The organism is Sphingosinicella microcystinivorans, assembly GCF_027941835.1.
GTDB lineage: Bacteria > Pseudomonadota > Alphaproteobacteria > Sphingomonadales > Sphingomonadaceae > Sphingosinicella.
On record NZ_CP116005.1, the window covers coordinates 2,419,679 to 2,444,538 of the forward strand.

Genomic DNA, 24,860 nt, shown 5'->3' on the forward strand with positions numbered 1-24,860 from the left:
CGGCGCATTGGGAACAACAGGGAGACATGCCGTGGATAAAGGCAGTCGCACCATTGTGGTCGTTGTCGCCGTGATCGTCCTGCTGGCCGTCGTGGGTTACGCGCTCGGTCTGTTCAACGTGGATGCGAGCGGCACCCTGAAGACGCCGGAAGTCAGCGTCACGGGCGGCGAGATACCCGAACTTCAGGTCGAAACCGGCGAGATAGACATCGGTACGGAAAAGGCATCGGTGCCGGTCCCCGAGGTCGACGTGAAGACGGACAATGTCGAGATCGACGTTCCGACGGTGGATATCAAGCCGGCCGGAGACGACGGTAGCGCCAGGCAGTAAGCCGGCTGCTGCCGTCGAGCGCCCCGGCCGGAATCCCCCTCCGCCGGGGCGCTCAATCTTTCAGCCCCCCCGATTCAGCGCTGCGCGGAAAGGTGATCCGCGAGCTTGAACGACAGCGCGAGGATGGTGAGCGTCGGGTTCGCCCACCCGCCCGTCGGGAACAGCGAGCTTCCCGCCATGTAGAGATTGTCGATGCCGTGGACGCGCGCGTCGCCGTCGCAAACGCCCTCGGCGGGCGGCGCCATGCGCGTCGTGCCCATGTGGTGATAGCCGCCGATCGGGTTCTTCGAGATCAGCGGGTCGAAGGCCCACGGGTTCGCCGGATCGTCGAGCCACGCCATCGGCTCCACGCGCCCGATGCCGAGCCGCCGGAACTCGCGGTCAAGCGCCTGCATCGTCGCCTTGACGCTGCGCTTGTCGATCTCCTTCAGCGCCCAGTGCAACTCCGCGCGCGGCATACCGAGCGCGTCGGTCTCGGTCCTGTTCAGCATCACGCGGCTGTCGCGGTTCGGCGCCTGCTCGCTGCGCACGACGGCATAGATGCGCCTATCGCTGGTCTTGGTCAGCAGCCACGGGCGATACGGGTCGATCCATTCCTGGAAGCGCGTGCCGGTGTGCTTCAGCGCGTACCAGCTCTTGCGCCAGAACTTGTTCGGCACCGCCATCGAATGGCGCATGAAGTTGAAGCCCTGCATGAACGCGCCCATCGGCCGTCCCGGCGGTTTCCGCACGTTGATCGTGAAGCTGGCGTTGAGCACGCCTTCGCCGCGCTGCACGGCCTCGCCCGGCCGCAGCGCGGCGGCGAAGCGGCTGCCGTGGAAGCGGAACGACTTGCCGAAGGCGAGCGCGGCGATTGGCTTCTCCGCGACGATCTCGCCGCCCCGGCAGTGGACGTGCTCCATGAAGCTGCGGCCCACCCAGTCGGTGTCGTTGCCGACGCCCGCCGGGCGCACCGAGCGCGAGGCGAGCAGCAGGCGCGCGTTCTCGATGCCGCCGCAGGCGATCACGTACTGCCTCGCCTTCACCTGCCCGCGCTTGCCGGAAAGGTCGGCGATGTCGAGCCGGTCGACGGTCTTGCCGTCGCCGTGCAGGACGATCTCGGTGACGGTGGCTCCGGTCATCACGGTGATGCGCGGATGCTTCAGCACGTCGTCGCGGTACGCCGCCGTGAAGCGGTCGATGTGATGGTCGAACTGCCAGTAGGAGGCGTCGATCTCGCTGCGGTCGAGCTTGGGGATGCCGCGCATCCGGTCGAGCACGTGCGCCGTGCGGTATTCGCTGATGAGCCCGAGCCGCGCTTCCGCCATGTCGTAGAACGGCGCGAGCGCTTCCGGCCCGAACGGCCAGCCGGAATGTTCGACCCACGGACGCGTCTCGAAGTCGATGGGGTCGAGCCGGCAGGTGCGGCCGCCCCAGATCGCGGTGGTGCCGCCGAAGAAGCGTAGCCGCGCGCGGTAGAGGTCGTAATAGGGCAGGCCGGTGTTCGCGGCGCGGTTGAGCTGCTGCACGGCCTCGTCGAAATCGAGGCCCCCCGATTCGAGCAGCAGGACATCGCGGCCCTTGTCGGCGAGCGCCTTCGCCACCGTCTGCCCCGCGGCGCCCGCGCCGACCACGCAGACATCCGCCGGAATCGCACTGCCGCCTGCCACGTCGCCGAAGGACGAGAGCATGTTTCCCCCTGACGCTCCCCCCCGAAAGGGAGCCGAGCGGCCCGATGACCGCTGCACTGCAATGGTCTATGCAGCATCGGCATGGGCATCAAGCACGAACCGAATCCCGGGCACAGCGGCCCGATGACCGTGGCGCTCGGCGCGGCGCGGGCGGCGGCGGCGCGCGGCGAGGTGCCGGTGGGCGCGGTGATCGTCGATGCCGACGGGACCGTGCTCGCGGCCGAGGGCAACCGGACGCGCGCGCTTTCGGACCCCACCGCGCACGCCGAGATGCTGGCGATCCGCGCGGCCGCCGCGCGCCTCGGCAGCGAACGGCTCGCCGCGTGCGATCTCTACGTCACGCTGGAGCCGTGCCCGATGTGCGCGGCGGCGATCAGCGCGGCGCGCATCCGGCGGCTCTATTACGGTGCGTCCGATCCCAAGAGCGGCGGCGTCGAGCATGGCCCGCGCATCTTCGCAAGCCCCTCCTGCCATCACCGGCCGGAGGTGTATCCGGATATTTCCGCGTCTCCGGCGGCGGCGCTGCTGCGCGAGTTCTTTGCGGCGCGGCGTTAACACTCGCCTCAACATTTGAGTCTAAGTGCCGATGCCGGATAGCGTTTTATCCGAATTAAGGGTCATGGGAAGTGCAAGGGGTCGTCGCCGCAAGGGGACGAGTGATGTTGTTCAAAAAAGTGCAGGCGTTCGTGAACAAGGCCAAGAAAGCCGACGACCTGCCCGCCCTGACCGATCTTACGCAGGCCATCACCGAGGAGCTCGGTTTCGACTGTTTCGCACTGCTGCATTCGCCGCGGCAGAACGGCGTGCCCGCCGAGACCGTGCAACTCACCACCTATCCCGCCCCGTGGGTGGAGATGGTGCGCGACCGCGCCTACTGGGTCGACGACCCGGTCTTCGCGGCGTGCGAGATTGCGGTGGCGGGCTTCCCTTGGAAACACATTCCCGAGATGGTCGTGCTCAGCGAGCGGCAGAGGGGCGTGATGCGCCTTGCGCGGGACGAAGGATTGCTCGACGGGTTCACCGTGCCGATGCCCAAGGGCGGCACGACGGTCGGGCTCTGCTCGTTCGCGACGCGCCGCGAATGCCGGAACGATCACTACGGCGCGGCGGCCGCGCAGTCGGTCGGCTGGTTCGCGTTCGAGGCCGCCCGCCGCATCAGCGCGCACGCGCCGATCGCGCTGCCGCCGGCTGCGGCGCTGACGCCGCGCCAGCTCGATTGCATCGTGCTGTACGCGCGCGGCAAGAGCGACGCGATGATGGCGCGGCTGCTCGGGATCAGCCCCAAGACCTGCAACGAGCATATCGAGATCGCCAAGCGCCGCTACGGCGTCGCGACCCGGCAGCAGCTGCTCGCGCGCGTGCTCTGGAACGGCCAGCTCAGCTTCGCGGACATCCTGAGCTGACCGGCGCGCTGCCCAAGCCCGGGAAGTCTGGCGGTCAAGCGCCGGTTGTGTCATGGTGGCGCCGGGCTCATGAAGGGAGAACTGCGTCCAGTCGCCGGCAAACAGGTGACGGACATCGAGGGGGAGGGTTACTGATGGCGCGTCTGGCCGGTGAGACCGAAACGCTCCTTTCCATTCAGGAAAGCGTCCTGTCATGCGCGGATTTCTCCGCGCTCGAACGCGATGTCCTTGCGCCCGCCGCGGATTATCTCGGCGCCGCGACAAGCTGCTTCATACAGTTCTGGGTCAATCCCACGGGCGAAATCCGCTTTGGGCGGACCGCCGCCCACAACGTGCCCGAACGCGCGCATCAGGGTTATCTCACGCATCATTTCCGCGGGGACCCCGCGATCAACGCGGCCAGCCGAAACTTCGGCACCATGCCCTATGTCTTCTGCACCTCGGAGGTCTCCGACTATTCGGAGCTCACCAACAGCCCGTTCTACAACGATTTCTTCCGGCCGAACTGCATCCACCACGTGATGGTGATGACGCAGCGGCCGCAGAGCCGCGACGGCGACATGCTGATCTTCGGCTTCCATCGCCCGCGGTCCGACCGCCCGTTCAGCGATACCGAGAAACACCGCCTGAAGCGGCTGGCGTCAGCGCTCGGCTGCTCGGCGCGGACGCTGTGCCTGCAGGACGACTTCGCCATGAGCGAGCGCGCCATCGCCGAGTATGGCGCGGCGTATCCCGCGCACGGGCTGGTGTTCCTCGACGATCACATGAGGGTGCTCTACGGCAACCGGACCGGGCTCGCGCACCTCGCGCTTCAGGACGTCGGCGGGCGCGTGCGGCTGGAGGCGCTGTCCCGCGCCTGCCAGAGGGCGCTGCGGACCAGCGACACGGCCGACGCCGTTTCGGTCGATATTTCGAGATCGAGCGGCATCGTCGCGTCGGTGCGGGCGCGCTCCGATCACGAGGGGCGCCTCGTCTTCGTCGTGCACACCAACCGGCGCAACGACGAGGCGGTCTTCGAGACCCGCTGCCGCGAATACCAGCTCAGCCCGCGCGAGGTGGACATCACGCGGGCGCTCGCCGCCGGGCTTTCCAACACGGAGATCGCCGGGCGGCTGTTCATCAGCGTCCGCACGGTGGAGAACCACCTGCGCTCGATCTATGCCAAGGCCGGCGTCAACCGCCGCACCCAGCTGCTGAGCCGGCTCAACGACTTCGAATAGTCGGCAGCCAGGCGATGATCCGCGCCAGCGCGTCGCGCCCGGACGAGAGCGCGCCGGCGAAGGACAGGAAGCCGTGGATGGTGCCCGCGTAGTGGTGGCTGATCGAGGCGACGCCCGCCTCTTGCAGCCTGCGGTGATAGGCGAGGCCTTCGTCGCACAGCGGATCGTAGCCCGCCGTCACGACGAGCGCTTGCGGCAGCCCCGCGAGGCTCTCCGCGAGCATCGGCGAGGCGAACGTATTTTCCGTTTCGGCGGCGTCCGTCAGGTACATGCCGCGCAGCCAGCCGATGTCCTGCTGGCCGAGGAAATAGTCGCCGCCGCCATAGGCCGCGCGGGAGGCGTAGGGCGGCGTGTCCGTGAGATCGACGCAGGGGTAGACGAGGACCTGTGCGTCGATGCGCGGGCCCCCGTTGTCCCGCGCGTGCAGCGTCAGCGCCGCGGTCAGATTGGCCCCGGCGCTGTCGCCCATGACGACGAGCGGCTGGCCCGGGCGGCGCTGCGCATCGCACCACGACAGCGCGGCGACGCAGTCGTTGAAGCCGGCCGGGAAGGGATGCTCGGGCGCGAGCCGGTATTCGACCGACACCACCGTCGCATCCGCGCCCGCCGAGACCGCCCGTGCGATCGCGTCGTGCGTTTCGACCCCGCCGAGCGCCCAGCCGCCGCCGTGGATCAGCAGCAGCATCGGGCCCTTCGCGTCCGCGCCGCGGTACACGCGAACGGCGACATCCGTCCCGTCTCCCGGGATCCTCAGGTCCCGGCTGCCGACCTCCGGCGCTTCCGGTGCCATCTGGGCGGTCGCGGCGGAAAGCTGCCGGCGCGCCTCGGCGACGGGCAGGGTCCAGAGCGGCGGCGCGCCCGAAGCCCGCATGGTGTCCAGAAGCGCCGCCACATCGGGATCGAGTCCGGTCATCGTGCGCCCCCTCCCTAGAAGCGCTTCTTCACCGAAAGCCCCCACTCGCGCGGGCGCCCGTAATAGCCTTCGGTGTGGCCGAAGCTGGTTTCCGCGGAGACGCCGCCGCCGAGATAGGCCTTGTTCGTCAGGTTGGTGACGAAGCCCGCGATCTCGAGGCCGAGGTCGTCGTTCGCATAGGTGATCCGCGTGTTGATCAGCGCGAAGCCGTCCTGCACGAGCGTCGCCACGTTGGTGGGATCGAGATAGGTGCGGCTCTTGTACGTCAGGTCGCCGCGGAAGGAGAGATTGCTGTTCGTGCCCACCGGCACCGTGTAGACGATGCTCGCGTTGCCGGTCCATTTCGGGACGAAGGGCTGATGCGTGTCGAGCGTGATGTCGCTCACCCCGGGCGCGAGGCTGGTGTACTTGAAATCCGTGTAGCCGAGCCCGGCCGAAAGCTGGAGGGCGGGGGTCGGCTGCGCCTGCAACTCCAGCTCGAAGCCCTTCACCTCGGCGTCGCCCGCGTTGCCGAGGTCGAGCACGAGCACGCCGGCCTCGTTGGCCTTCACGCGCGAAAGCTGGATGTCGGTGTAGTCGTTCCAGTAGGCGGCGACGTTGAAGCGCAGCATCCGGCCGAGCAGGTCGGACTTGAAGCCGAGCTCGTAGGCCGTGACCTCCTCGGGGTTGAAGGGCACCGGCGGCGTGTTGTCCACGGTCGGGCGGCCGTTGAAGCCGCCGCTCTTGAAGCCGCGCGACACCGACGCATACGCCATGAACTGCGGCGAGAAACGATAGTCGATCGACGCCATCGGCGTGAACGAATCCCAGCTCTTGCCCACGGTCGTCAGCGGGATGATCGGCACGCCCGACGCGACGCGGATGTGCCGCAGCGTGTAGTCCTTGCTCTCGTGCGTGTAGCGCGCACCGACCGTCAGGTTCAGGTCGTCGGCAAGCGCGTAGGTCGCCTGTCCGAACGCGGCGTAGCTCTTGATGCGGATCTGTCCGTCGTCAGAACATTTGGCGCAACTCGCGGCGTAAATTAGCGGAGCGCGGGCCTCGTCTGGGGGCTGATATTAGGCGGCGAGCTTGCGGTGCAGCAAGCGCCGATGTTCGATGGTCTGTCGTTTGATCCTTTCGCGCTGTTTGATGATGGCAGGTGCCCTGCCGAAGTAGGCGTCGGCTGGCGTCACGTTGCCGAGGCTTTCATGGTATCGGCGGTGATTATAGTGGTCGATGAAGGCCTCGATCTGGGCCTCCAGATCGCCGGGCAGGAAGTAATTTTCCAACAGGATGCGGTTCTTGAGGGTCTGGTGCCAGCGTTCGATCTTGCCCTGGGTCTGAGGATGCATCGGGGCACCGCGGACATGGCTCATGCCGTTGGCGCCGATCCATTCGGCCAGCTCTTCAGCGATATAACTGGGACCATTATCGCTGAGCAGCTTCGGTTTTTGCACGACCCTGGCCGAAGAACAACCCGAGGCTTCGAGCGCCAGCTCCAGCGTGTCGGTGACGTCCTCGGCACGCATGGTGGTGCACAGCTTCCAAGCGATGACGTAACGGGAGAAGTCGTCGAGCACGGTCGACAGATACACCCAGCCCCACCCGATGATCTTGAAGTAGGTGAAGTCGGTCTGCCACATCTCGTTCGGCCGTGTCGTCTTCGTGTGGAACGCATCGGCCGCCTTGATCACGATGAAGGCCGGGCTGGTGATCAGGTCATGGGCCTTCAACAGACGGTAGACCGTGGCTTCCGACACGAAGTAGCGCTTCTCGTCGGTGAAGCGCACCGCGAGCTCGCGGGGTGACAGATCGGTTGTATCCAACGCCATGTCGATGATTTGCTGCTGGATATCATCGCCGATGCGGTTCCACACTCGGCTTGGAGCCGATGGCCGATCCTCCAGTGCCTCCGGGCCGCCCTCGAGGTAACGGTCGTACCAGCGGTAGAAGGTTCTGCGCGGGATACCGAGCTGGTCCAGCGTGCGTTTAGCCGGCAGGTGCGATTGCTCGACGATCCTGAGGATCTCCAGCTTCTCGGATGCGGGATACCTCATTCGCCGCCTTCCCCATCCGCGATCATGCTTTTTTGAGCAGACGGTTCTCCAGCGTCAGATCGGCGACGCATTCCTTCAGCGCACGGGCTTCGCGGCGCAGGTCATGCACCTCGCCGGTGGTCGCGGCACGGGCGGTGTCGCCCGCCAAGCGCCGCTTGCCCGCTTCCATGAACTCCTTCGACCAGGTATAGTACAGGCTCTGCGCTATGCCTTCCTTGCGGCACAGCTCGGCGATGCTGTCCTCGCCGCGCAGCCCTTCCAGTACGATCCGGATCTTGTCCTCTGCTGAGAAGTGCCGGCGTGTCGCGCGCCGGATATCCTTCACCACCCGTTCCGCAGGGGCTTGGCCGATTTTTTCAAGGAGGATTTGGGCTTCATCTTCGTTCCTTCGTCACTACGACGAAGCCCAAATCCTCCTTACTTCACAACCTCAAATCTGTGCCATTGGTGCTGACGGCGGACACTTTTTCCGCTTCGATTTCTTGAGGCCACTTTCTGCATTGGCAGATGTTGCGAACGCACGCAGCGCGATTTGCAGGTTGTCGATTTTCTCGCTCATGCCGCACCACCATTCTCGGACGTGGCAGCTCGATTCATTAGGGCGTCCGCGAAGATGTAAAGGCGTTCGACGATTACTTTCAGCATATCAGCGAGGCCGCGAAGGAAACGCCCGATGCTGTCGAGCATCGTGTCAGCATCGGGACTGACGGGTGGATAATCCTTCTGATCGTCGGTGACCTTATCGTGACTGAGGATCAGCGTGCAATAGGCACCCCCTTCGTGGGGTGATCGGCGTGCAAAAAGGACCCCTTCATCCCGGGGATTTAGTCGGCCGACTGGTTTTGATCAGTTGGCGAGAACGGGATGTTGATCGTGGAGACAGTGGTTCGGATTCGGCGTGAGCATGCAGCGGGTAAGGCGATCAAGGCGATCGCTCGTGACCTTCGTTTGTCGCGGAAGGTCGTCCGCAAAGCGATCCGGTCGCCGGAGGCGGCGTTCAACTATCAGCGCAAAGTCCAGCCGCTGCCGCGGATCGGTCCTTATCAGGATCGTCTCGATGCGCTGCTTGAGGAGAACGAAGGTCGCGGCCGCCGCGATCGGCTACGGATGACGCGTATCCATGACCTGCTGGTGCGCGAGGGGTTCGATGGATCCTATGATGCGGTGCGCCGCTATGCGGCGCGCTGGCGTGCTGCGCGGCGGAAGGATGCTGGCGAAGGCGCACCGGCGTTCATCCCGATGACCTTCCAGCCGGGTGAGGCCTACCAGTTCGACTGGAGCCACGAGGATGTGGAGATCGCCGGCAAGCCGATGCGGGTGAAGGTGGCGCATATGCGTCTCTGCGACTCGCGCGCACCCTATGTCCGGGCCTATCCGCGCGAGGGCCAGGAGATGCTGTTCGATGCCCATGCCCGGGCGTTCGCGTTCTTCGGCGGTGTGCCGCGACGCGGTATCTACGATAATATGAAGACGGCGGTGACGGCCGTGTTCACCGGCAAGGAGCGTGTGTTCAACCGCCGCTTCCTGATCATGACCGATCATTACATGGTCGAGCCGACCGCCTGCTCGCCGGCGGCGGGATGGGAGAAGGGCCAGGTCGAGCAGCAGGTCCAGACGATCCGAGGCCGCTTCTTCCAGCCGCGACTCCGGTTCGCCAGCCTGGCCGAGCTCAACGGGTGGCTGGAGGCCGAGTGCCGGCGCTGGGCCGAGCATCATGCCCATCCCGAACGCGGGGATATTACCGTCGCCGAGGCGCTGGATATGGAGCGACCGGCCCTGCAGCCGATCCTGGCACCGTTCGACGGCTTCCATGAGAGCGAGCATGCCGTCACCGGCACCTGCCTCATCAGCTTCGATCGCAACCGCTACTCGGTCATGTCGACGGCCGCACGCCGGACCGTTCAGGTGCGCTCCTATGCCGATCGCATCGTCATACGCTGCGGCGATGCGATCGTCGGGGAGCATGAGCGCCACTTCGGTCGGAACCGCACGATATACGATCCCTGGCATTATCTGCCGGTCCTCGCGCACAAGCCCGGCGCGCTGCGTAACGGCGCACCGTTCCAGGACTGGGATCTGCCGCCCGCCCTGCACCGATTACGGCGAAGGCTCGGCACCGGGGACGAGGCCGATCGCAGGTTCGTGCGGGTCCTCTCGGCGGTGCTCACCGATGGCCTGGAGCCGGTAGAGGCTGCCGTGCGCGAAGCGTTGGCGAACGGAACGGCCAGCGACGAGCTGATCCTCAACATCCTCTCCCGGCGCCGCGAGCCGGCGACACCCCACAGCATCGTCACTTCGGAAGACCGGATGCTGCAGCATCCTCCGCTCGCCGACTGTGCCCGCTATGATCTGCTGCGAGGCTATGATGCAGCGGCATGATATGATCGACACGATGCGCGGCCTCGGACTCAAGGGCATGGCGGCGGCGTTCGACGAGGCGGTCACCACCGGCCTCCAGCGCAAGCGCACCACCATGGAGATACTGACCGACCTGCTCCGTGCTGAGGCGACCCACCGGGATGCAGCCTCCATCCGCTATCGGATGACGGCTGCGAGGCTGCCCGTGGTGAAGGACCTGGAGCGGTTCAGCTTCGAGGGCACACCGATCAATGAGGAGATGATCCGCTCCCTTCACGATGGCTCCTTCCTCCCGCCTCGCCGCAATATCGTGCTGGTCGGCGGCACGGGGACAGGCAAGACCCACCTCGCCATCGCGATCACCGCCAATGTCGTGCGAAGGGGCGCTCGCGCCCGCTACTTCAACACCGTCGATCTGGTGACACGCCTCGAAGAGGAGACCCGGATCGGCAAAGGCGGGACCCTGGCGGCGCAGCTGTCGCGGCTCGACCTGATCGTGCTCGACGAGCTCGGTTATCTGCCGTTCGCCCGCTCGGGAGGGCAGTTGCTGTTCCACCTCATCAGCAAGCTTTATGAGCGGACCAGCGTCATCATCACCACGAACCTCGCCTTCGGCGAATGGCCGACCGTGTTCGGCGATCCCAAGATGACCACGGCGCTGCTCGACCGCGTCACCCACCACTGCGATATCGTCGAGACGGGCAACGACAGCTGGCGCTTCAAAAACCGCAGCTGACAGCCACCTTCGGCGCCTTCAAAAATCTATCTTGCGCTGCGCGCGCCTCCGGTCGGGCTACGCCCGCCCTCCGCCGCACGCAGCGCAAGGCCATCTTCAACAAACCAGCATCATATTATCCGAAAAGGGGGTCCCTCTTCGACGCCGATCGGGGGTCCCTTTTGAACGCCGTTTGACACCTCCGCGCTAGCGCAGCATAAGAATGCCCTTGTTTCTTATTATCTGCAAACGCGCAGCAAGGACTATTTTGGGAATATAGACAATAAGCGTTGGTATTCAAAAATAGAGATGTTTCTCTATCATCAGGTTGGTGTGAAAAATATAAATATATATGAATTTCAAAATACGAAAAATGGCAGGAAATTAATAAGACATATTGAGAACTTTATTCAAAACGAAATTCATAAGGAGAAGAGGCATACTGCTTTATCTGCTGTCGATATCGGCGCGCTTACGCCATTAGAGTACGAGCGCTATTGCGCAGACATATTACGGCGTCTATCCCCTTGGCATACGGCGTTGACCGCGTAACGAAATCGGCATAGCTTCCCTATGGGGGGAGCATGATGGCATCGCTTACAATTCCTCGGGAAGAGGAAATAGTCCTACAGTTTGACTTCGATCCCGGCGCGAATGCCGATGCGATCATCGCTGCTGAGGCGCTGATAGCTTGGGTTGAAGCGGCTCGCACGGCGAATGCCATTATTAACCCGCTCAGCGAGTTGAAGGTTGATCTTGTAAGTGCGGAACAGGCCTGCCTAAAACTTCGCACCGTTTTTCGATTTGTCGAAGATAAGGTTCTCGGACCTCCCGCGGACTTTCTTGACGAGTTTCCTCGTATAAAAAAGCTGGTGGTCGCCACCGTGATTGGCATTCCGGCAGGACTTGCCATTGTTGTTGGCGAGCATGTGATGTTTCCCGATCCACCAGCCGACCTAAGCCCCGCCGCCAAGCAGGTCTTTCAGGAAGAAGCCAAGAAGCTGGAATCTTCTCCAGAAGTCAAAAAGAAGGTCCAGGAATTCTATAAAAAGGTCGAAAAACAGGGAACCATCAGTCAAGTTCAGATCAAGGAGGGAGACGAGCGCGCGCCCCCTCTAATGACAATCCCTCGCACTGAGTTTTCGGTCCGGAGCGGCCTCTGGTCGCCGCCCGAGGAGCAGCCCACTGAGCGGCCACAAGTGAAGGATTGGGATGTGGTGCTAACCCATCCCGTCCTAGTCTCGAAACCGGAGATTTGGCGCTTCAAGAGGGAGGGACTGCCATTCTCTGCGAAGATGGAGGATAATGCCATCCTTCTGGCCATAAAGGACGGGCGGCTACCCTTACACTTCCAAGAGGGGGAAGCAATGAAGGTCCGTGTAGAGTGGCGAGAGCGGCTTGTAGGAAAAGTTTGGGAGCCGGTCGCTCGATCATACAAAATTACTAAAGTGCTTGCGCCAAAGCCGCTAGCTGCCGCCGCCCCGCTTCTCACCGAATAGAAGGACAGCGAGCGAACACAAAAAGATCGGTCCAAGAGTCGAAAAGGCGGCCAACGGAAAGGCGTTTATGGCCAGATAAGTGCCACACGCGATAGCCACGGCAAGTGCCAAAATCGTCGGATCGGAAAAGGCGCTCCTAAACCACCGCCCTAGCATTTCGCGCCTCACTCGTGCTATCGTTCGGAGCCGTCAAGCTAGCACGACACGGATCGAAACCCTAATCGTGAGTCTTTTCAATGGCTTGATTCAAAAGGAGAATCGCCGTGGATGCGCGGAATAGGTTAAAGCTCACGCAAACCCGCGACGAGGCTGGAAACATCATTCCTGAAATGCTCAATCATTTCATTGCCGAACGCGAAGCCGAGGGCCAAGCCCCCGGCGACGCGGCGAAGCTCACTGACCTTACTCGTCGCCTTGCGGAAACTCCGAAATCAGTTCAGCGAACATCGAAGCGGGGCGGGTTCGCCGGTTGAACCGGAACTCGAACTCTTTGACGTAGCGGTCCAAATGCTTGGCGCTCACGGCGGTATGCGTGCCCTGAATGCTGCATTTCAGGTGCCGCCAGAACGCTTCGATGCTGTTCACCGTCGCGCCCTGAAAGCCGACATACTCCCCAGCGCCGTGGTTCACCGTCTTGTGGACGTAGCCCATCGTGTGCAGGCCCATGTAGCTGTTCAGCTCGTCGGTGTGCAGTTCGCCGCCCGGCTTCACGTTCTCGGTGACGAACGGCTGTAGCGTCGCGCGGCGCTGGTTCGGAACGACCTTGGCGATCAGGTCGCCGTTGCGCTCCAAAGCGCCGACAACAACGGTTTTGCCCGCCGCGCCCCGCATGTGCTTGCCGCGCTTCACGCCGCCTACCAGTGTCTCGTCTACCTCAACCGCCGTGCCCTCGCCGCCAATCGGCTCCTCGCCGTCCACAGCAGCCATGTGCTTGCGGATTTCATGGCCGATCCGCCACGCTGTTTTGTACGTCACGCCAAGCTGGCGCTGGAGTTCCTTGGCCGAAACGCCGTGCCGCGTCGTCGTGAACAGGTGCATGGCATAGAACCAAAGCTGAAGCGGCGTGCGGGTCTGCTCGAACGGCGTGCCAACGGTCGGGTGCAGATGGTCGCCGCAGCCGCCGCAGGAATAGGCGCGTTCGGCCTTGATCCGATACCAGCGGCCAACGGTGCCGCACTTGGGGCACTCGTGCGCATCGCCGAAGCGGACGTTGAACAGGTGCTGTAAGCAAGTCTCGTCGTCAGGAAACTGCTTGAAGAACTGGCGGGTGGTGAGCGGCTTCGTGTTCATGAAACCTATATAGCGAAATCATGTTCCGTATGCAAGGGGGATAGACGCCCATATTACATCATTGCGGGTGGTCTGTGCAGATGACACCAGCAACCAGAGACGGAGGCGCAGACTTTGTTGCTGAAAAGGGGCGGCATCGTCTGGTAGCGCAATGCAAGCGTTACGCCCAGCCTGTCGGGAACAAAGCCGTTCAGGAAGTCCATTCAGCAGTTCGCCTGTACCACGGCACCATAGCGTGTGTAATTGCGCCAATGGGTTTCACTTCACAGGCTCGACGCGAAGCTCATGGCTTATCTGTCACGCTTCTACATCATTCAGCGTTAAAGGCATTCGCTGAAAAATTCGATGCACACACATCTGAAAATCGTTCAATCATTAAAATAATTAATTCGTAATAAATATAATTAAAAATACACTACTGCGATTTTAATGAAAAATTCTGATTTTCATTTCATATTATAATTGAATTTATACGTTGAATTGGATCATATTCTATGAAATTGATTGTGATAATGGGTCTTTCGGCTGGACTTTCCTTTTCAGCAATGGCTGCTGACAAGCCCTCGGCCGAAGCGATACAGCCGATAATCGTGGCCCAGCCGGAGCAGAAACTTCCGAGCAATCAGGTTTATCTGCCAGCGAATACGGAGATATTTCTTAGCCTTAACGAGGCACTCAGCACAAAGCAGAGCAAGGAAGGCCAAGCCTTTTCCTTAACCGTCACCCATAACGTCATGCTAAATGGCTATGTCGTTATCCCAAAAGGCTCACGTGCCGTAGGTGAGGTAACGTGGATTACCGGAAAGGGCATGTTCGGCAAGTCCGGCAAGATGGAAATTGAAATCCGGTACGTGGACTTCGCTGGTACGAGGGTGCCTGTAGAGGGCAAGTTCCGTCAGGAAGGCAATGGGAACACAGTTGCAACGGTCGGTGCGGTCGTTGTGGTGCCGGTCGCTGGCTTCTTTGTGACCGGGAGAAGTGGAGAAATACCGAGGGGCCGTGAACTGGGCGTGTTCACCAAAGACCCGATACCGGTGCTTCTCCCAAGCGCCTACCAGCCTACCGCTCTAAGGTAATAGCAACGTTCAATCCGCTCGCGGGCGGGCGAACGAGTCTAGGAAGCGTCTCGTCGCCGACGAGGCGCTTTCTTGTGTTGTACGCCGCATCGGTGTCACCTTTTTGCAACACAATGTGACCTTAACCCGGCGCTTGTGGTCACTCTTCGCTTTATTTTCCCTTATCCCTATACCCCCCGGTAGTTACCGGGATAGTAACCATGGATATTTCTGAGTTAAGACGGAAATACTGCTGGTGCGCTGTACGGCGCGGTGTTTCGTGAGGGGGGCTATGATCAGGTTCGTAACGGCGAAGAACAGGTCGCAACATCGCGCGCTCCTCGATCAGATGCACCGCGACAGGAAGCGCGTGTTCGTGGACTGGCTGAAATGGGACGTGCCCGTGGTCGGCGACATGGAGATCGACCAGTACGACACCGACGACGCCATCTACATCATCGACGTGGATGATGCCGGCGATCACGTCGCCTCCATCCGCCTCCTGCCCTGTTCGGTGCCGACGCTGATGGCGGAGCATTTCTCCGACATGGTGCAGAGCCCGGTTCCGGCGGACGACACCGCGTGGGAGATGACGCGCCTGTGCGCCAATCCGAACGTCAAGGACAAGCTCGCGCAGTGGACGGGCCGCAAGAACATCACCGTCGCCGCCATCGAGTTCGCGCTGATGCGGGGCATCGGGCAGCTCATCTTCGTGACGCATTCGAGCTGGGTGCCCACGATCCTGTCGGTGGGCTGGGACATCGAGCTGCTCGGCCTGCCGCGCAAGGACGGCAATGAATCGATCGCCGCGATGCGGATCAACGTCACGCCTGAAACACTGGCGCTGATCCGCCGCAACTGGGGGGTGAAGGAATCGCTGCTTCCGGCCGAAGAGGCGCTTTCAGCGGTTGCCTGAGGAGGCATCGTCCCGAAAGGGGCGGTGAGTTCGAAACATGCTGGACACGACGGTCGCGGATTCGCGGCGCGATGCCGCGCGCGCCTTTGAGCACCGTGCGGAAAAGTGGGAACCGGTTTTCCGCAAGAACGATGCGGCCACAAGGCGCTGGAGCAGGCTGCGCAATTCCGGAATCACGCAGCCTGCTCCAGAGATGCCGATCGGCGAACCGGATGTGCTGTAAGTGCCGGTCGTGCGCCGCGTTCACGCTGGCCGGGCGGGTCAGCGAGGCGAAGGCGCTGCTCGATGCGATCAATGTCGGCGGGTTGCTCGATCCGGGGCAGGGGGAGGATGCGCGGGTCGCGGGCCGGGCGCTGCTGGAGGTGGTGCTGAAGCGCCTCGCGGACGGCGTCGACGATGCGCGCCGGCTGCCCGCGATCTGCGGGTCCGCTCAGCCCGGGGGACCGAGCGTCTTGAGATAGGCGACGAGGTCGTCGATCTGGTCGGGCGAGAACTCGAACGCGGGCATGTCGCCGTGGCCGACGAAGACGCCCTCCGCGAAGGCCTCGGCGATGTAGTCGGGCGGGTAGTTGGTGAACAGCGTCGCGAACGACGGCGCCGAGGCGTGCGTGCTCTTCTGCCCCGTCTGCGTGGCGTGGCAGCGCGTGCAGTTCGCTTCCGCAAGCGCCTCGCCGCGCGCGACGGCGGCGGTGTCGCGCGCGAGTTCGGACGGCGGCGGGCTGCCCTCCGGCAGCGCCGCCTCCGGCGAGGGCTGCGGCGCCTGCGCGGGCTGCGGCGCGGCGGTCTCCTGCCCTGCGGGCTTGTCCGCGTCCTTCTTCTTCTCGCACCCGGCAAGGACAAGTCCCCCGGCCAGCGCGATCATTGCCAGCCTTGCCGTAACCCCCGGAACTCCGATGCGCATACCTGTCTCCTCGCGCGCACAATGCCGTCTGCGCGCGCCGCGTCAACGGGGTGTTTGGTGTTTGGCGTGCGCTGCGATGAACGGCGCCGGGGCATGGACGGCTCGTCGCATACCGGGGGAACTCCCCGGGTGCCGCCTCGTTGGGTTGGCAGATGGACGAGAGAAGGAGGATCAGCAATGCAGACAGAAAAATCCGATGAGACCCACGATCTCATCTCTTCGGAGAAGGTGGACGGCACCGCGGTTTTCGACCGCGACGGCGGGCGGATCGGTTCGGTGAAGTCGCTGATGATCGAAAAGCGCGGCGGCCGCGTCACCGATGCCGTGGTCTCGGTCGGCGGCTTCCTCGGCATCGGCGAGAAGTACCACAGCCTGCCGTGGTCGACGCTGAAGTACGACACCGATGTCGACGGCTACCGCCTCGACGTGACCGAGGACCAGCTCCGCAGCGGTCCGACGTTCGACGAGGCGCACGCTGATACGGCGCTCGACCGCGCCTATCAGCACCGCGTCTATTCGCATTACGGTGTGAACCCTTACTGGTAATCGCGAAGAGACGCGCTGGCAGCGGCTCGCGGGCTCATGGCCTGCGGGCCGCTGTTTGCATTCGCGGGCCGCGCGGCCTATGCGGCTTTCCCATGCGCGTCCCCATCCTGCTGTCGCTCGCCATCGCCGCCTGCGGCAACGCCGCCCCGCCCGCCATTGAGCCCGTCGCCGTCGAAAGCACCGCGGTTCCCTTCGATGCGCGCGACGCCGCGCGGCAGGGCGAGGGGCGGCTGCGCTATGCGGGCGGCATCGCCCTGCGGTCTGCGGCGTCGTGGTTCGGCGGCCTGTCGGCGCTTCGCTGCCCGGACGGCTGCTACGCGGTCGGCGATACCGGATTCCTGTTCAGCTTCGATCGTCTGGAGCGGGACGGCCGCCTCGTCGGCATCGCGAATGTCCGCGGCGGCGCGCTTCTGGATCAGGACGGCGCGGCCGGGACCAAGGCGACGCGCGACGCGGAATCGCTCGTGCTGAGCCCCGGCGGGGCGGAGGCGCTCATCGGCTTCGAGCGGACGAACGCCCTCTGGGTCGTGCCGCTCGATCAGCCGGAATGGCGCGCGCGGCAGGTCTACGGCCTTCCCGAAATGCGGGACTGGCCGCTGAACGGCGGCGCCGAGACGCTGGTGATGCTGCCGGGCGACGTGCCGCTCGTCATCGCCGAGGACGCCCCGGACGGCGGCGACCGGCCCGCCGTCGCCATCGGCGCGGTGAAGCGGCCGGACGGCACGCGCGCGAACTTGCAGTTCCGCTATCGTCCGCCCGCGAATTTCTCGCCGACGGATGCGGCGCTGCTGGACGACGAACGGCTTATCGTCCTCAACCGCGCCTTCTCCCCGCTCACCGGCGTCGCGATGGCGCTGGTCGAGGTGCCGCTCGCCGAGATTCGGGAGGGCGCCACCGTGCAGGGCCGCGAGATCGCGCGCCTGCGCCCGCCCGCGAGCATCGACAACATGGAGGGGATCGACATCCGCCGCGAGGACGGGCGGGTGTTCGTCTACCTCGTCAGCGACGACAACTTCAACGCCGCGCAGCGCACGCTGCTGCTGAAGTTCGAGCTGTTGCCAGAATAGCAGAAGGGCCGGCGGATCGTCTCCGCCGGCCCTTCCGGATCGGTCAGCGAAACCGCTCAGGCGGCGGCGGTCAGCTTCTTCTTGATGTCGCGCTTCAGGCGGCGCGCGCGCAGGCTCAGCTTCTCGTCGCGGGTCTTCAGCAGCCAGTTGTCGAGGCCGCCGTTGTGCTCCACGGAGCGCAGGCCGTGCGTCGAGACCTTGAGGCGAACCGTGCGGCCGAGCGCGTCGGAAATCAGCGACACGTTCTGGAGGTTCGGCAGGAACACCCGCTTGGTCTTGTTGTTGGCGTGGGACACGTTGTGACCCACTTGGCGGCCCTTGCCGGTCAGTTCGCAAACGCGCGACATGCTCTTCGTCCTCGAATCTCTTGAGTTTCAGCCGTGGCTTGAAAGAGCGCGCCTATAGGGGACGAAGCGCGCTGCGTCAACCGCGCTCATCCGCCGCCGAGCTTCGAGAGCACGAAGGCGAACAGGAAGCCCGTCACCGCGATCAGCCCCGCGAACTCGGGCGTTTCCTCGGTGGCCTCGGGGATCATCGTGTCGACGAGCATGGCGAGGATGCCGCCCGCCGCAACCGCCGTCGTCGCGGCGAGCACGTTTGGGTCCGCGCCCGCGAGCAGCAGGTTGCCGAGCAGCGCGGCGAGTCCGGAGGCGAGCGCGATGCCGCCCCACACACCGAAGATGTAGGCCGGGCCGCGCCCCGCCGCGCGCATCCCGGCGGCGCTCGAAAGCCCCTCCGGCACGTTCGACAGGAACACCGCGGCGACCATCACGAGGCTGACGCCCGTGCCGTCGAGCAGGCTAACGCCGATCGCGATCGATTCCGGGATGCCGTCGAGCAGCGCCCCGACCGCGATGGCGAGCCCGCCGCTCCCGGCGGCCGGCGCCTGGCTCTCGTCGGGGTTGTAGCCCGATCGCTTGCGGTGCCTCGCGCCCCGGCGGGAGATCGCGATGTTGGCGGCGGTGTAGACGAGCGCGCCCGCGAGAAAGCCCGCGGCGGCGGCGTCGAAGCCGCCCTGCGCGTAGGCCTCGTCCATCAGGTCGAAGGCGACGGCGGAGATGAGGACGCCCGATCCGAACGCCATCACCATCGCGATCAGCCGCTGCGACGGGCGGCGGAGCGCGGCGAACGCGGCGCCCAGCAGCAGCGCGCAGCCGCTGCCGAATCCCCACAATCCTGCTTCGAGCCACTGCGGCACCGCACCCTCGCGCACATCGGCGATGTCCCGGCATAGCGCAGCGCGCGCTCAAAGTCCCGCGCTGCCGCGCGGGCGCGAAACCGCTCTTTCCTCATCCGCCCATCCGTTCTAGACGGGGCTCATGGCTCTTTTCGCGATCCACTGCATCGACAAGCCCGCCAGCGGCGACCTGCGCACCGCGACCCGGCCCGCGCACCTCGAACATCTGGATCGCGCGCGCGATCGCATCCTCGTCGCCGGGCCGCTGCTCGACGAGGAGGGGAAGCCGATCGGATCGCTGCTCATCATCGACTGCGAGGACCGCAAGGCCGCGATCCAGTACGCGGCGGACGATCCCTACGCGCTCGCGGGGCTGTTCGCCTCGGTGGCGGTGACGGCATGGCGGCAGGTCCTTCCGAAATAGGCGTCCTCACCGGGCGGCGGGGCCCGGTGCTCGTCGTGACGATCAATCGTCCCGATGCGCGGAACGCCGTTGATGGCCCCACGGCCGCCGCGCTCGTGGACGCTTTCCGCGCGTTCGATGCCGACGAGACGCTGGCGGTTGCCGTGCTGACCGGCGCGGGCGGCAATTTCTGCGCCGGCGCCGACCTGAAAGCGATGGGCACGCCGCGCGGCAACCGCGTCGATGCCGCGGGCGACGGCCCGATGGGGCCGAGCCGCCTCGTGCTCTCGAAGCCGGTGATCGCCGCCGTCGAGGGCTATGCCGTCGCGGGCGGGCTGGAGCTTGCCGCCTGGTGCGACCTGCGCGTCGCCGCGCGCTCGGCGGTGTTCGGCGTGTTCTGCCGCCGCTGGGGCGTGCCGCTCATCGACGGCGGCACGGTGCGGTTGCCGCGCCTCATCGGCGATCGCGTGCGCTCGACATGATCCTCACCGGACGGCCCGTGGCCGCGGACGAGGCGCTGGACTGGGGCCTTGCGAACCGCGTGGTCGAGGACGGCGCGGCGCTGGAGGCGGCGGTCGCGCTCGCCGAGGCGATCTCGGCTTTCCCGCAGGCCTGCCTCAGGAACGACCGCGCCAGCGCGCTCGCCCAGTGGAGCGCAAGCGAGGCGGACGCGATGGCCCGCGAGTTCGCGCTCGGCATGGAGACGCTGGCGTCGGACGAGGGGCGGGCAGGGGCGGCGCGCTTCGCCGGCGGCGCGGGGCGCGGCGGCCGTTTCGAATGATGCGCGCCTGACAGGTCTCCCACCGGGCCGAACCTGTGAATTCGTGACGTCATGACGTTGACGCTCGGGGCGCACTGCGGCACATGCGCCCTTTCAGGTCTGTAAGCGTTTCTGTTTCACCGGCCCCACGACGCGACGGATCTTCATGGACGTTCTTCGGCATTTCGGTTTGAAGCATGTGCTGTTCCGGCAGGAGCCGCACGGCCAGCTCTACCTGCACCACGCCTTCGAAACCGCGCTTTCGGAGATCGTCGACGCCGTGCTGGCGTGCGAGGGCGTGACGCTTTCGGGCGCGGCGGGGATGGGCAAGTCGCAGCTTCTGGCGGCGGCGGCGCGGGAACTTGCCGCGCGCGGCGTCTCGGCGGCGGGCTTTGCCGGTCCCGCGCTCGCCGTGCAGGCCGATTTCGCCAACCTCGACGCCATCCTCATCGACGAGGCGGACGCTGCCGCGCCGCGCGTGCTGGAGGCCGTGCTCGCGAAGGCCGCGCAGCACCGCGCGACCGTCGTGCTCGGCGCGCTCGATCCGTCGCGGCTGCCCGAACAGGCGCGCTTCGTCCGGCTGGCGCCGATGGCGGGGCGCGAGGCCGCGGATTTCCTCGTCGATGCGTCCGCCGCCGCGGGGCGGCCGGACCTGTTCACGGCCGCCGCGCAGGAGGCGATCGTGGAGGCGGTGTCCGGCAATCCCCGCGTGCTGAAGCAGATCGCCGGGGCCGCGCTTCTGGAAGCGATGTTCGATGGCGCTGTCGTCGTCGAGCAGCGCCACGTGCTTGCCGTGATCGCCGCGCGGCCGCCGCTGCCCGCGGCGGAGCCCGACTACGCGCTCGACGCGCCGCAGCGGCTGCAACGCGCCCCGGAACGCCAGTCGCCGCCGCAGCCCGAGCCCATCGTCGTCGCCGCGCCCGAAGCCGAAGAGCCGCAACCGATGAAGCCGTGGGTGCCCGAGGAGCCGCGCCGCCGCTTCGGCGCGCGCGGCGTCGTCGCGGCGACAGGCGCGCTCGGCCTGCTGATCGCGGCGGCGCTCGCCTACGCCGTCAATACGTTCGGGTGGGAGCGGATCGCGGCGTTCCTGCATGTGCCGGACACCGTCCGGCCCGCAAGCGGGGAACTGCGCCCGGCGCCGCAAGGCCCTGCGCCCGGCTTCTCCGAGCCGGAGCTCGCCGTGCTGCCGGATACCGGCGACATCGTCGACGCGCCGGTGCCGGTGCCGGTGCCGGCGCTCGCCGAGACGCTGTCGGACGGCAGCGCCGCGGTGCCGCCCCCGGTTCCCGACTGGGCGACGCCCGGCTATCGCCCGCCGTCGGCGACGCTGCCGACGATCTCGGCGGCGGTCCGGGCGGGCATCGCCAATCCGGCGGTGGGCAGGACGCCGAGCGTCGCCGGCTCGCTGCCGCAGGAAGGCCCGGCGATCGAGGGCCGCGAGGCGCTCGCCGAGCCGCCCGCACCGGACATCACGCTCACGCCGCTCCCCGCGATCGAAGACTAGGCGCGCGCCGGGCGGCCGCGCCTAGCGCCGCCGGATACCCTCGGCGATCATCGCGTTCGCCAGCGCGGCGACGGTTTCCGGGTCTGACGAATCGTCGAGCACGCAGTAGCGCAGGCCGAGGAAGACGTTGATGCCCATGATCGCCCACGCATGGGCTTCGTCGACGTCCTCGCGGATCTCGCCGCGCGCCGCGCCCGCCTTCAGCCTGTCGAAAATGCGCCGCGCCGTCCCCTCGTAGTGCTGGCGGTAGCTCTCGGGGTCGGCGAACTCGGCCTCGTCGATGATCCGGTACACCTCCTTGTGCTCGCGCGCGAACTCCAGGAACGCCTTCAGCGCCGCGCGCTCCCCGGAAAGCGTATCCGTGGTGCGCGCGATCGCCTCGCCCGCGCGCTGCCCCACGCGCGCCGACATGTCGCGCACCAGCGCCCGGAAGATCTCATCCTTCGATTCGAAGTAGGTGTAGAAGCTGCCGAGCGCCACGCCTGCGCGGCGCGTGATCCCGCTGATCGAGCCCTCGTGGAAGCCCTTCTCGCCGAATTCGACGGCCGCCGCGTCGAGCAGGGCGCGCTGCGTGCGCCGCCCGCGCGCGGTGCGCGGCGTGCGCTCGCCCTGTTGCGGATTTGCATCGGTTGCCATCGTCCTCCCCTTCATTCTTTCCCGACCCCATAAATCAATTTGAAAGGTGGTTCAACTTTCAGTATTGGAGCAGTCAACACAGGTCGTCGAGCCTGGAACCTATCGCCGTTGGGGAGGAAAAATGCGCAGCATTTCGATTCATTCCGTTCTTGTCGCCACGACCGCGCTTGCGGCTTTCGCGCCGCTTCCCGCGTTCGCGCAGGACACCGCCGTCAGCGAGACCTTCGATGACGCGATCGTCGTCACCGCCCGCCGCCGCGAGGAAAGCCTTCAGGACGTGCCGATCGCCGTCACGGCGATCAGCGGCGCTGCGCTTGAGCGGCAGGGCGCGCTCGACATCACCGAGATCAGCGAAAGCGCGCCGAACGTGACGCTCGAAGTGTCGCGCGGCACCAACACCACGCTCACCGCCTTCATCCGCGGCGTCGGCCAGCAGGACCCGGTCGCGGGCTTCGAGGCGGGCGTCGGCCTCTATCTCGACGACGTGTATTTGAACCGCCCGCAGGCCGCCGTGCTCGACATCTACGACGTCGAGCGCATCGAGGTGCTGCGCGGCCCGCAGGGCACGCTCTACGGCCGCAACACCATCGGCGGCGCGGTCAAGTACGTGACGAAGAAGCTCGATGCCGACCCGATGCTGCGCCTGCGCGGCGCGCTCGGCACGGACGAGCAGGCCGATCTCGTCGTCACCGGCAGCATCCCCGTGGGCGACGGCACGCTCCGCCTCGGCGGGTCGGTCGCGCGGCTCAGCCGCGGCGGCTTCGGCAAGAACCTCACCACGGGCGACGACAACTACAACAAGGACATCTGGGCGGGCCGCGCCACCGCCGAGGTCCACGGCGAAGGCGTCTTCGTCCGTCTCTCGGGCGACTACACCAAGGACAAGAGCAACCCGCGCGGCGGCCACCGCCTGATCGCGGGCATCGCCAGCGGCACGCCGGTGCTGGGCGACGTCTACGACAGCCGCGGCGGGCTCGACGATCCGAAGCAGGAGGTGAAGGCGTGGGGCACCGCGCTGTTCGTCGAGGCGAATCCCTCCGACTATGTCACGCTGCGCAGCATTACTTCCTACCGCAAGGACGACAGCGGCACGCCGATCGACTTCGACGCGCTGCCCGCGGTCGATGTCGACGTGCCCGCGACGTACAACAACAAGCAGCTCTCGCAGGAAATCCAGTTCCTCTACCAGAACGGCGCGTTCAGCGGCCTCATCGGCGGCTATTTCCTCGATGCGAACGCGCGCACGGCGTTCGACGTGCGCCTGCCCGCCACCGTCACCGCGCTCACCTTCGGCGACGTGGATACGGAGACGTTCGCGATCTTCGGCGATTTCACCTACGATTTCAGCGAACAGCTCAGCCTGTCCGTCGGCGGCCGCTACACGTGGGACGAGCGCACATCCACGATCCTGCGGCAGGTTTTCATCGGCGGCGGGTCGCCGTACTTCGGCGGCGGCGGCACGCTGTTCGCCTTGCAGTCCGACTTCAAGGGCACGGCGAACTTCAAGGAGTTCACGCCGCGCGCCTCGATCAGCTTCAAGCCGAATCCCGATCACAACCTCTATGCGAGCTATTCGAAGGGCTTCAAGGGCGGCGGCTTCGATCCGCGCGGCGTCAGCACCGCGGCGCCGGACACGAACGGCGACGGCGTGCGCAGCTACGACGAGATCTTCGATTTCATCTCGTTCGAGCCTGAGACGGTGGACAGCTACGAGATCGGCTGGAAGGCGTCGCTGTTCGACCGCCGCGTCCGCTTCAGCCTCGCGGCGTTCCACGCCGATTACAAGGACGTGCAGATTCCCGGCTCGGTCGGCACCGTCATCGGCGGCCAGCAGACCTTCATCGGCGTGACGACGAACGCCGGCAAGGCGCGCATCCAGGGCATCGAGTTCGAGGGGAGTGCGGTGCTCGCGGAGAGCTTCGGCGCGACTGACGATGCGCTCAGCTTCAACTGGGCGCTCGGCTACATCAACGCCGACTACAAGCGCTTCATCGACAGCCGCGGCATCGACGTCGCCGACCGCCGCAACTTCCAGAACACGCCGAAGTGGACGGCCTCGGGCACGCTCGCCTACGAAGTGCCGGTCTCGTCGGGCACGCTGCACGCCGGCACCACGCTTTCCTACCGCAGCAAGACCTACCAGTTCGAGCTGCCCGCGCCGGGCCTCGACCAGAAGGGCTATGCGCTCTGGGACGCGAGCCTCGTCTGGTCGTCGGAGAGCGACCGCTTCAGCCTCGGCGTCCACGGCAAGAACATCCTCAACAAGAAGTACATCACGTCGGGCTACGTGTTCCTCAGCCAGAATCTGGATACGGGCGCGTACAACCGCACGCCGGAGGGCGCGCTCATCCCGACGCTCGGCGCGGACGGCGTGCTCACGGCATATTATGGTAATCCGCGGCAGGTGTTCGTCACGGCCGGGTACAAGTTCTGAACGGTTCCCCCACCGACCTCGGCCCC

26 protein-coding genes and 2 pseudogenes are annotated in these 24,860 nt (G+C 65.5%); 18 read left to right on the forward strand and 10 right to left on the reverse strand.

Translation table 11 applies throughout. The annotated features are described in order from the left end of the window. The first annotated feature begins 31 nt into the window (after nucleotides 1-31). Entirely contained in the window at nucleotides 32-331 is a 300-nt protein-coding gene (locus tag PE061_RS11635; RefSeq protein WP_271255452.1) for a hypothetical protein, read from the forward strand. A 74-nt stretch (nucleotides 332-405) separates the two neighbouring features. Here PE061_RS11635 and PE061_RS11640 read toward each other — a convergent pair whose 3' ends face one another. Beyond that, on the reverse strand, nucleotides 406-2,001 hold the full coding sequence (locus PE061_RS11640; protein ID WP_271255453.1) for an FAD-dependent oxidoreductase: 1,596 nt from the start codon (nucleotides 1,999-2,001) through the stop codon (nucleotides 406-408). 123 nt (nucleotides 2,002-2,124) lie between these two features. Here PE061_RS11640 and PE061_RS11645 point away from each other — a divergent pair, with 123 nt between their 5' ends. The 3 genes from PE061_RS11645 (at nucleotide 2,125) to PE061_RS11655 (ending at nucleotide 4,624) form a co-directional block, all read left to right on the forward strand. After that, the gene (locus PE061_RS11645) at nucleotides 2,125-2,556 is read left to right on the forward strand and encodes a nucleoside deaminase (protein WP_271259182.1); all 432 of its coding nucleotides are present in this window, start codon (nucleotides 2,125-2,127) and stop codon (nucleotides 2,554-2,556) included. Nucleotides 2,557-2,660: 104 nt separating this feature from the next. Further along, complete coding sequence (locus tag PE061_RS11650) at nucleotides 2,661-3,404, forward strand: helix-turn-helix transcriptional regulator (protein WP_271255454.1); 744 nt, start codon at nucleotides 2,661-2,663, stop codon at nucleotides 3,402-3,404. 134 nt (nucleotides 3,405-3,538) lie between these two features. Continuing rightward, nucleotides 3,539-4,624, forward strand: a complete 1,086-nt coding sequence (locus tag PE061_RS11655; RefSeq protein WP_271255455.1) for a response regulator transcription factor — start codon at nucleotides 3,539-3,541, stop codon at nucleotides 4,622-4,624. Here PE061_RS11655 and PE061_RS11660 read toward each other — a convergent pair. The 4 genes and pseudogenes from PE061_RS11660 to PE061_RS11675 form a co-directional block, all read right to left on the reverse strand. Further along, on the reverse strand, nucleotides 4,608-5,537 hold the full coding sequence (locus PE061_RS11660; RefSeq protein ID WP_271255456.1) for an alpha/beta hydrolase: 930 nt from the start codon (nucleotides 5,535-5,537) through the stop codon (nucleotides 4,608-4,610). The two genes, PE061_RS11655 and PE061_RS11660, sit on opposite strands and share 17 nt — an antisense overlap. Before the next feature lie 14 nt (nucleotides 5,538-5,551). Further along, nucleotides 5,552-6,559: a TonB-dependent receptor gene (locus PE061_RS11665; protein ID WP_271259183.1), complete on the reverse strand. Its 1,008-nt coding sequence runs from the start codon at nucleotides 6,557-6,559 to the stop codon at nucleotides 5,552-5,554. Nucleotides 6,560-6,592: 33 nt separating this feature from the next. After that, nucleotides 6,593-7,951, reverse strand: a pseudogene (locus PE061_RS11670) (IS3 family transposase). 52 nt (nucleotides 7,952-8,003) lie between these two features. Next, nucleotides 8,004-8,132, reverse strand: coding sequence for a hypothetical protein (locus PE061_RS11675; protein WP_271255457.1), 129 nt, complete (start codon nucleotides 8,130-8,132; stop codon nucleotides 8,004-8,006). A 305-nt stretch (nucleotides 8,133-8,437) separates the two neighbouring features. On the opposite strand from PE061_RS11675, the gene istA reads away from it, so the two are divergent. From istA to PE061_RS11690, 3 genes are all read left to right on the forward strand, one after another. After that, nucleotides 8,438-9,952, forward strand: a complete 1,515-nt coding sequence (istA, locus tag PE061_RS11680; protein ID WP_021238707.1) for an IS21 family transposase — start codon at nucleotides 8,438-8,440, stop codon at nucleotides 9,950-9,952. Continuing rightward, entirely contained in the window at nucleotides 9,939-10,667 is a 729-nt protein-coding gene (istB, locus tag PE061_RS11685) for an IS21-like element helper ATPase IstB (RefSeq protein WP_031304487.1), read from the forward strand. Before istA ends, istB begins: the two co-directional genes overlap by 14 nt. A gap of 563 nt (nucleotides 10,668-11,230) precedes the next feature. Continuing rightward, complete coding sequence (locus PE061_RS11690; protein ID WP_271255458.1) at nucleotides 11,231-12,145, forward strand: hypothetical protein; 915 nt, start codon at nucleotides 11,231-11,233, stop codon at nucleotides 12,143-12,145. 402 nt (nucleotides 12,146-12,547) lie between these two features. Here PE061_RS11690 and PE061_RS11695 read toward each other — a convergent pair whose 3' ends face one another. Beyond that, the gene (locus PE061_RS11695; protein ID WP_271255459.1) at nucleotides 12,548-13,435 is read right to left on the reverse strand and encodes an IS1595 family transposase; all 888 of its coding nucleotides are present in this window, start codon (nucleotides 13,433-13,435) and stop codon (nucleotides 12,548-12,550) included. A gap of 50 nt (nucleotides 13,436-13,485) precedes the next feature. On the opposite strand from PE061_RS11695, the gene PE061_RS21775 reads away from it, so the two are divergent. From PE061_RS21775 to PE061_RS11715, 5 genes are all read left to right on the forward strand, one after another. Continuing rightward, nucleotides 13,486-13,830, forward strand: a complete 345-nt coding sequence (locus PE061_RS21775; RefSeq protein WP_420794398.1) for a restriction endonuclease — start codon at nucleotides 13,486-13,488, stop codon at nucleotides 13,828-13,830. A gap of 99 nt (nucleotides 13,831-13,929) precedes the next feature. Then, nucleotides 13,930-14,511 (forward strand): hypothetical protein, encoded by a 582-nt coding sequence (locus PE061_RS11700; protein WP_271255460.1) that lies wholly within the window; start codon nucleotides 13,930-13,932, stop codon nucleotides 14,509-14,511. A gap of 271 nt (nucleotides 14,512-14,782) precedes the next feature. Then, entirely contained in the window at nucleotides 14,783-15,406 is a 624-nt protein-coding gene (locus tag PE061_RS11705) for an acyl-homoserine-lactone synthase (protein ID WP_271255461.1), read from the forward strand. Nucleotides 15,407-15,443: 37 nt separating this feature from the next. Beyond that, a complete protein-coding gene (locus PE061_RS11710; protein ID WP_271255462.1) occupies nucleotides 15,444-15,629 on the forward strand; it encodes a hypothetical protein in 186 nt (61 codons plus the stop codon). Then, the gene (locus tag PE061_RS11715; RefSeq protein WP_271255463.1) at nucleotides 15,619-15,867 is read left to right on the forward strand and encodes a hypothetical protein; all 249 of its coding nucleotides are present in this window, start codon (nucleotides 15,619-15,621) and stop codon (nucleotides 15,865-15,867) included. Before PE061_RS11710 ends, PE061_RS11715 begins: the two co-directional genes overlap by 11 nt. On the opposite strand, the gene PE061_RS11720 is transcribed toward PE061_RS11715, so the two are convergent. Further along, on the reverse strand, nucleotides 15,837-16,307 hold the full coding sequence (locus tag PE061_RS11720; protein ID WP_271255464.1) for a c-type cytochrome: 471 nt from the start codon (nucleotides 16,305-16,307) through the stop codon (nucleotides 15,837-15,839). The genes PE061_RS11715 and PE061_RS11720 overlap by 31 nt on opposite strands. Before the next feature lie 177 nt (nucleotides 16,308-16,484). Here PE061_RS11720 and PE061_RS11725 point away from each other — a divergent pair, with 177 nt between their 5' ends. Both PE061_RS11725 and PE061_RS11730 read left to right on the forward strand, forming a co-directional pair. Continuing rightward, complete coding sequence (locus tag PE061_RS11725; RefSeq protein WP_271255465.1) at nucleotides 16,485-16,853, forward strand: PRC-barrel domain-containing protein; 369 nt, start codon at nucleotides 16,485-16,487, stop codon at nucleotides 16,851-16,853. A gap of 92 nt (nucleotides 16,854-16,945) precedes the next feature. Then, nucleotides 16,946-17,920 carry an esterase-like activity of phytase family protein gene (locus PE061_RS11730; RefSeq protein WP_271255466.1) on the forward strand — a complete coding sequence of 325 codons (975 nt, stop codon included), beginning with the start codon at nucleotides 16,946-16,948 and terminating at the stop codon, nucleotides 17,918-17,920. A 56-nt stretch (nucleotides 17,921-17,976) separates the two neighbouring features. On the opposite strand, the gene rpmB is transcribed toward PE061_RS11730, so the two are convergent. Together rpmB and PE061_RS11740 are read right to left on the reverse strand one after the other, a co-directional pair. Continuing rightward, nucleotides 17,977-18,267 (reverse strand): 50S ribosomal protein L28, encoded by a 291-nt coding sequence (rpmB, locus tag PE061_RS11735; protein ID WP_271255467.1) that lies wholly within the window; start codon nucleotides 18,265-18,267, stop codon nucleotides 17,977-17,979. 86 nt (nucleotides 18,268-18,353) lie between these two features. Further along, nucleotides 18,354-19,133, reverse strand: a complete 780-nt coding sequence (locus PE061_RS11740; protein WP_271255468.1) for a ZIP family metal transporter — start codon at nucleotides 19,131-19,133, stop codon at nucleotides 18,354-18,356. Nucleotides 19,134-19,239: 106 nt separating this feature from the next. Here PE061_RS11740 and PE061_RS11745 point away from each other — a divergent pair, with 106 nt between their 5' ends. The 3 genes and pseudogenes from PE061_RS11745 to PE061_RS11755 all read left to right on the forward strand — a co-directional run bounded on the left by PE061_RS11745 (nucleotide 19,240) and on the right by PE061_RS11755 (nucleotide 21,764). Continuing rightward, on the forward strand, nucleotides 19,240-19,521 hold the full coding sequence (locus tag PE061_RS11745) for a YciI family protein (RefSeq protein ID WP_271255469.1): 282 nt from the start codon (nucleotides 19,240-19,242) through the stop codon (nucleotides 19,519-19,521). Then, a pseudogene (locus PE061_RS11750) lies at nucleotides 19,497-20,281 on the forward strand (crotonase/enoyl-CoA hydratase family protein). Before PE061_RS11745 ends, PE061_RS11750 begins: the two are co-directional and overlap by 25 nt. Before the next feature lie 145 nt (nucleotides 20,282-20,426). Then, nucleotides 20,427-21,764, forward strand: a complete 1,338-nt coding sequence (locus PE061_RS11755; RefSeq protein ID WP_271255470.1) for a hypothetical protein — start codon at nucleotides 20,427-20,429, stop codon at nucleotides 21,762-21,764. Nucleotides 21,765-21,785: 21 nt separating this feature from the next. On the opposite strand, the gene PE061_RS11760 is transcribed toward PE061_RS11755, so the two are convergent. Continuing rightward, a complete protein-coding gene (locus tag PE061_RS11760) occupies nucleotides 21,786-22,400 on the reverse strand; it encodes a TetR/AcrR family transcriptional regulator (RefSeq protein ID WP_271255471.1) in 615 nt (204 codons plus the stop codon). 121 nt (nucleotides 22,401-22,521) lie between these two features. On the opposite strand from PE061_RS11760, the gene PE061_RS11765 reads away from it, so the two are divergent. Then, complete coding sequence (locus PE061_RS11765; protein WP_271255472.1) at nucleotides 22,522-24,834, forward strand: TonB-dependent receptor; 2,313 nt, start codon at nucleotides 22,522-22,524, stop codon at nucleotides 24,832-24,834. Nucleotides 24,835-24,860: the final 26 nt, after the last annotated feature.

Excerpts from the sequence above, each read along its gene's own strand:
- PE061_RS11705 (WP_271255461.1), top strand. The coding sequence starts at position 14,783 with ATGATCAGGTTCGTAACGGCGAAGAACAGGTCGCAACATCGCGCGCTC.
- PE061_RS11765 (WP_271255472.1), top strand. The coding sequence starts at position 22,522 with ATGCGCAGCATTTCGATTCATTCCGTTCTTGTCGCCACGACCGCGCTT.
- PE061_RS11640 (WP_271255453.1), bottom strand. The coding sequence starts at position 2,001 with ATGCTCTCGTCCTTCGGCGACGTGGCAGGCGGCAGTGCGATTCCGGCG.
- PE061_RS11725 (WP_271255465.1), top strand. The coding sequence starts at position 16,485 with ATGCAGACAGAAAAATCCGATGAGACCCACGATCTCATCTCTTCGGAG.
- PE061_RS11755 (WP_271255470.1), top strand. The coding sequence starts at position 20,427 with ATGGACGTTCTTCGGCATTTCGGTTTGAAGCATGTGCTGTTCCGGCAG.
- PE061_RS11730 (WP_271255466.1), top strand. The coding sequence starts at position 16,946 with ATGCGCGTCCCCATCCTGCTGTCGCTCGCCATCGCCGCCTGCGGCAAC.
- PE061_RS11645 (WP_271259182.1), top strand. The coding sequence starts at position 2,125 with ATGACCGTGGCGCTCGGCGCGGCGCGGGCGGCGGCGGCGCGCGGCGAG.
- PE061_RS11660 (WP_271255456.1), bottom strand. The coding sequence starts at position 5,537 with ATGACCGGACTCGATCCCGATGTGGCGGCGCTTCTGGACACCATGCGG.
- istA (WP_021238707.1), top strand. The coding sequence starts at position 8,438 with ATGTTGATCGTGGAGACAGTGGTTCGGATTCGGCGTGAGCATGCAGCG.
- PE061_RS11700 (WP_271255460.1), top strand. The coding sequence starts at position 13,930 with ATGAAATTGATTGTGATAATGGGTCTTTCGGCTGGACTTTCCTTTTCA.
- PE061_RS11655 (WP_271255455.1), top strand. The coding sequence starts at position 3,539 with ATGGCGCGTCTGGCCGGTGAGACCGAAACGCTCCTTTCCATTCAGGAA.
- PE061_RS11675 (WP_271255457.1), bottom strand. The coding sequence starts at position 8,132 with ATGAGCGAGAAAATCGACAACCTGCAAATCGCGCTGCGTGCGTTCGCA.
- PE061_RS11690 (WP_271255458.1), top strand. The coding sequence starts at position 11,231 with ATGATGGCATCGCTTACAATTCCTCGGGAAGAGGAAATAGTCCTACAG.
- PE061_RS11695 (WP_271255459.1), bottom strand. The coding sequence starts at position 13,435 with ATGAACACGAAGCCGCTCACCACCCGCCAGTTCTTCAAGCAGTTTCCT.
- rpmB (WP_271255467.1), bottom strand. The coding sequence starts at position 18,267 with ATGTCGCGCGTTTGCGAACTGACCGGCAAGGGCCGCCAAGTGGGTCAC.
- PE061_RS11710 (WP_271255462.1), top strand. The coding sequence starts at position 15,444 with ATGCTGGACACGACGGTCGCGGATTCGCGGCGCGATGCCGCGCGCGCC.
- PE061_RS11715 (WP_271255463.1), top strand. The coding sequence starts at position 15,619 with ATGTGCTGTAAGTGCCGGTCGTGCGCCGCGTTCACGCTGGCCGGGCGG.
- PE061_RS11745 (WP_271255469.1), top strand. The coding sequence starts at position 19,240 with ATGGCTCTTTTCGCGATCCACTGCATCGACAAGCCCGCCAGCGGCGAC.
- PE061_RS11650 (WP_271255454.1), top strand. The coding sequence starts at position 2,661 with ATGTTGTTCAAAAAAGTGCAGGCGTTCGTGAACAAGGCCAAGAAAGCC.
- PE061_RS11720 (WP_271255464.1), bottom strand. The coding sequence starts at position 16,307 with ATGCGCATCGGAGTTCCGGGGGTTACGGCAAGGCTGGCAATGATCGCG.
- PE061_RS11760 (WP_271255471.1), bottom strand. The coding sequence starts at position 22,400 with ATGGCAACCGATGCAAATCCGCAACAGGGCGAGCGCACGCCGCGCACC.
- istB (WP_031304487.1), top strand. The coding sequence starts at position 9,939 with ATGCAGCGGCATGATATGATCGACACGATGCGCGGCCTCGGACTCAAG.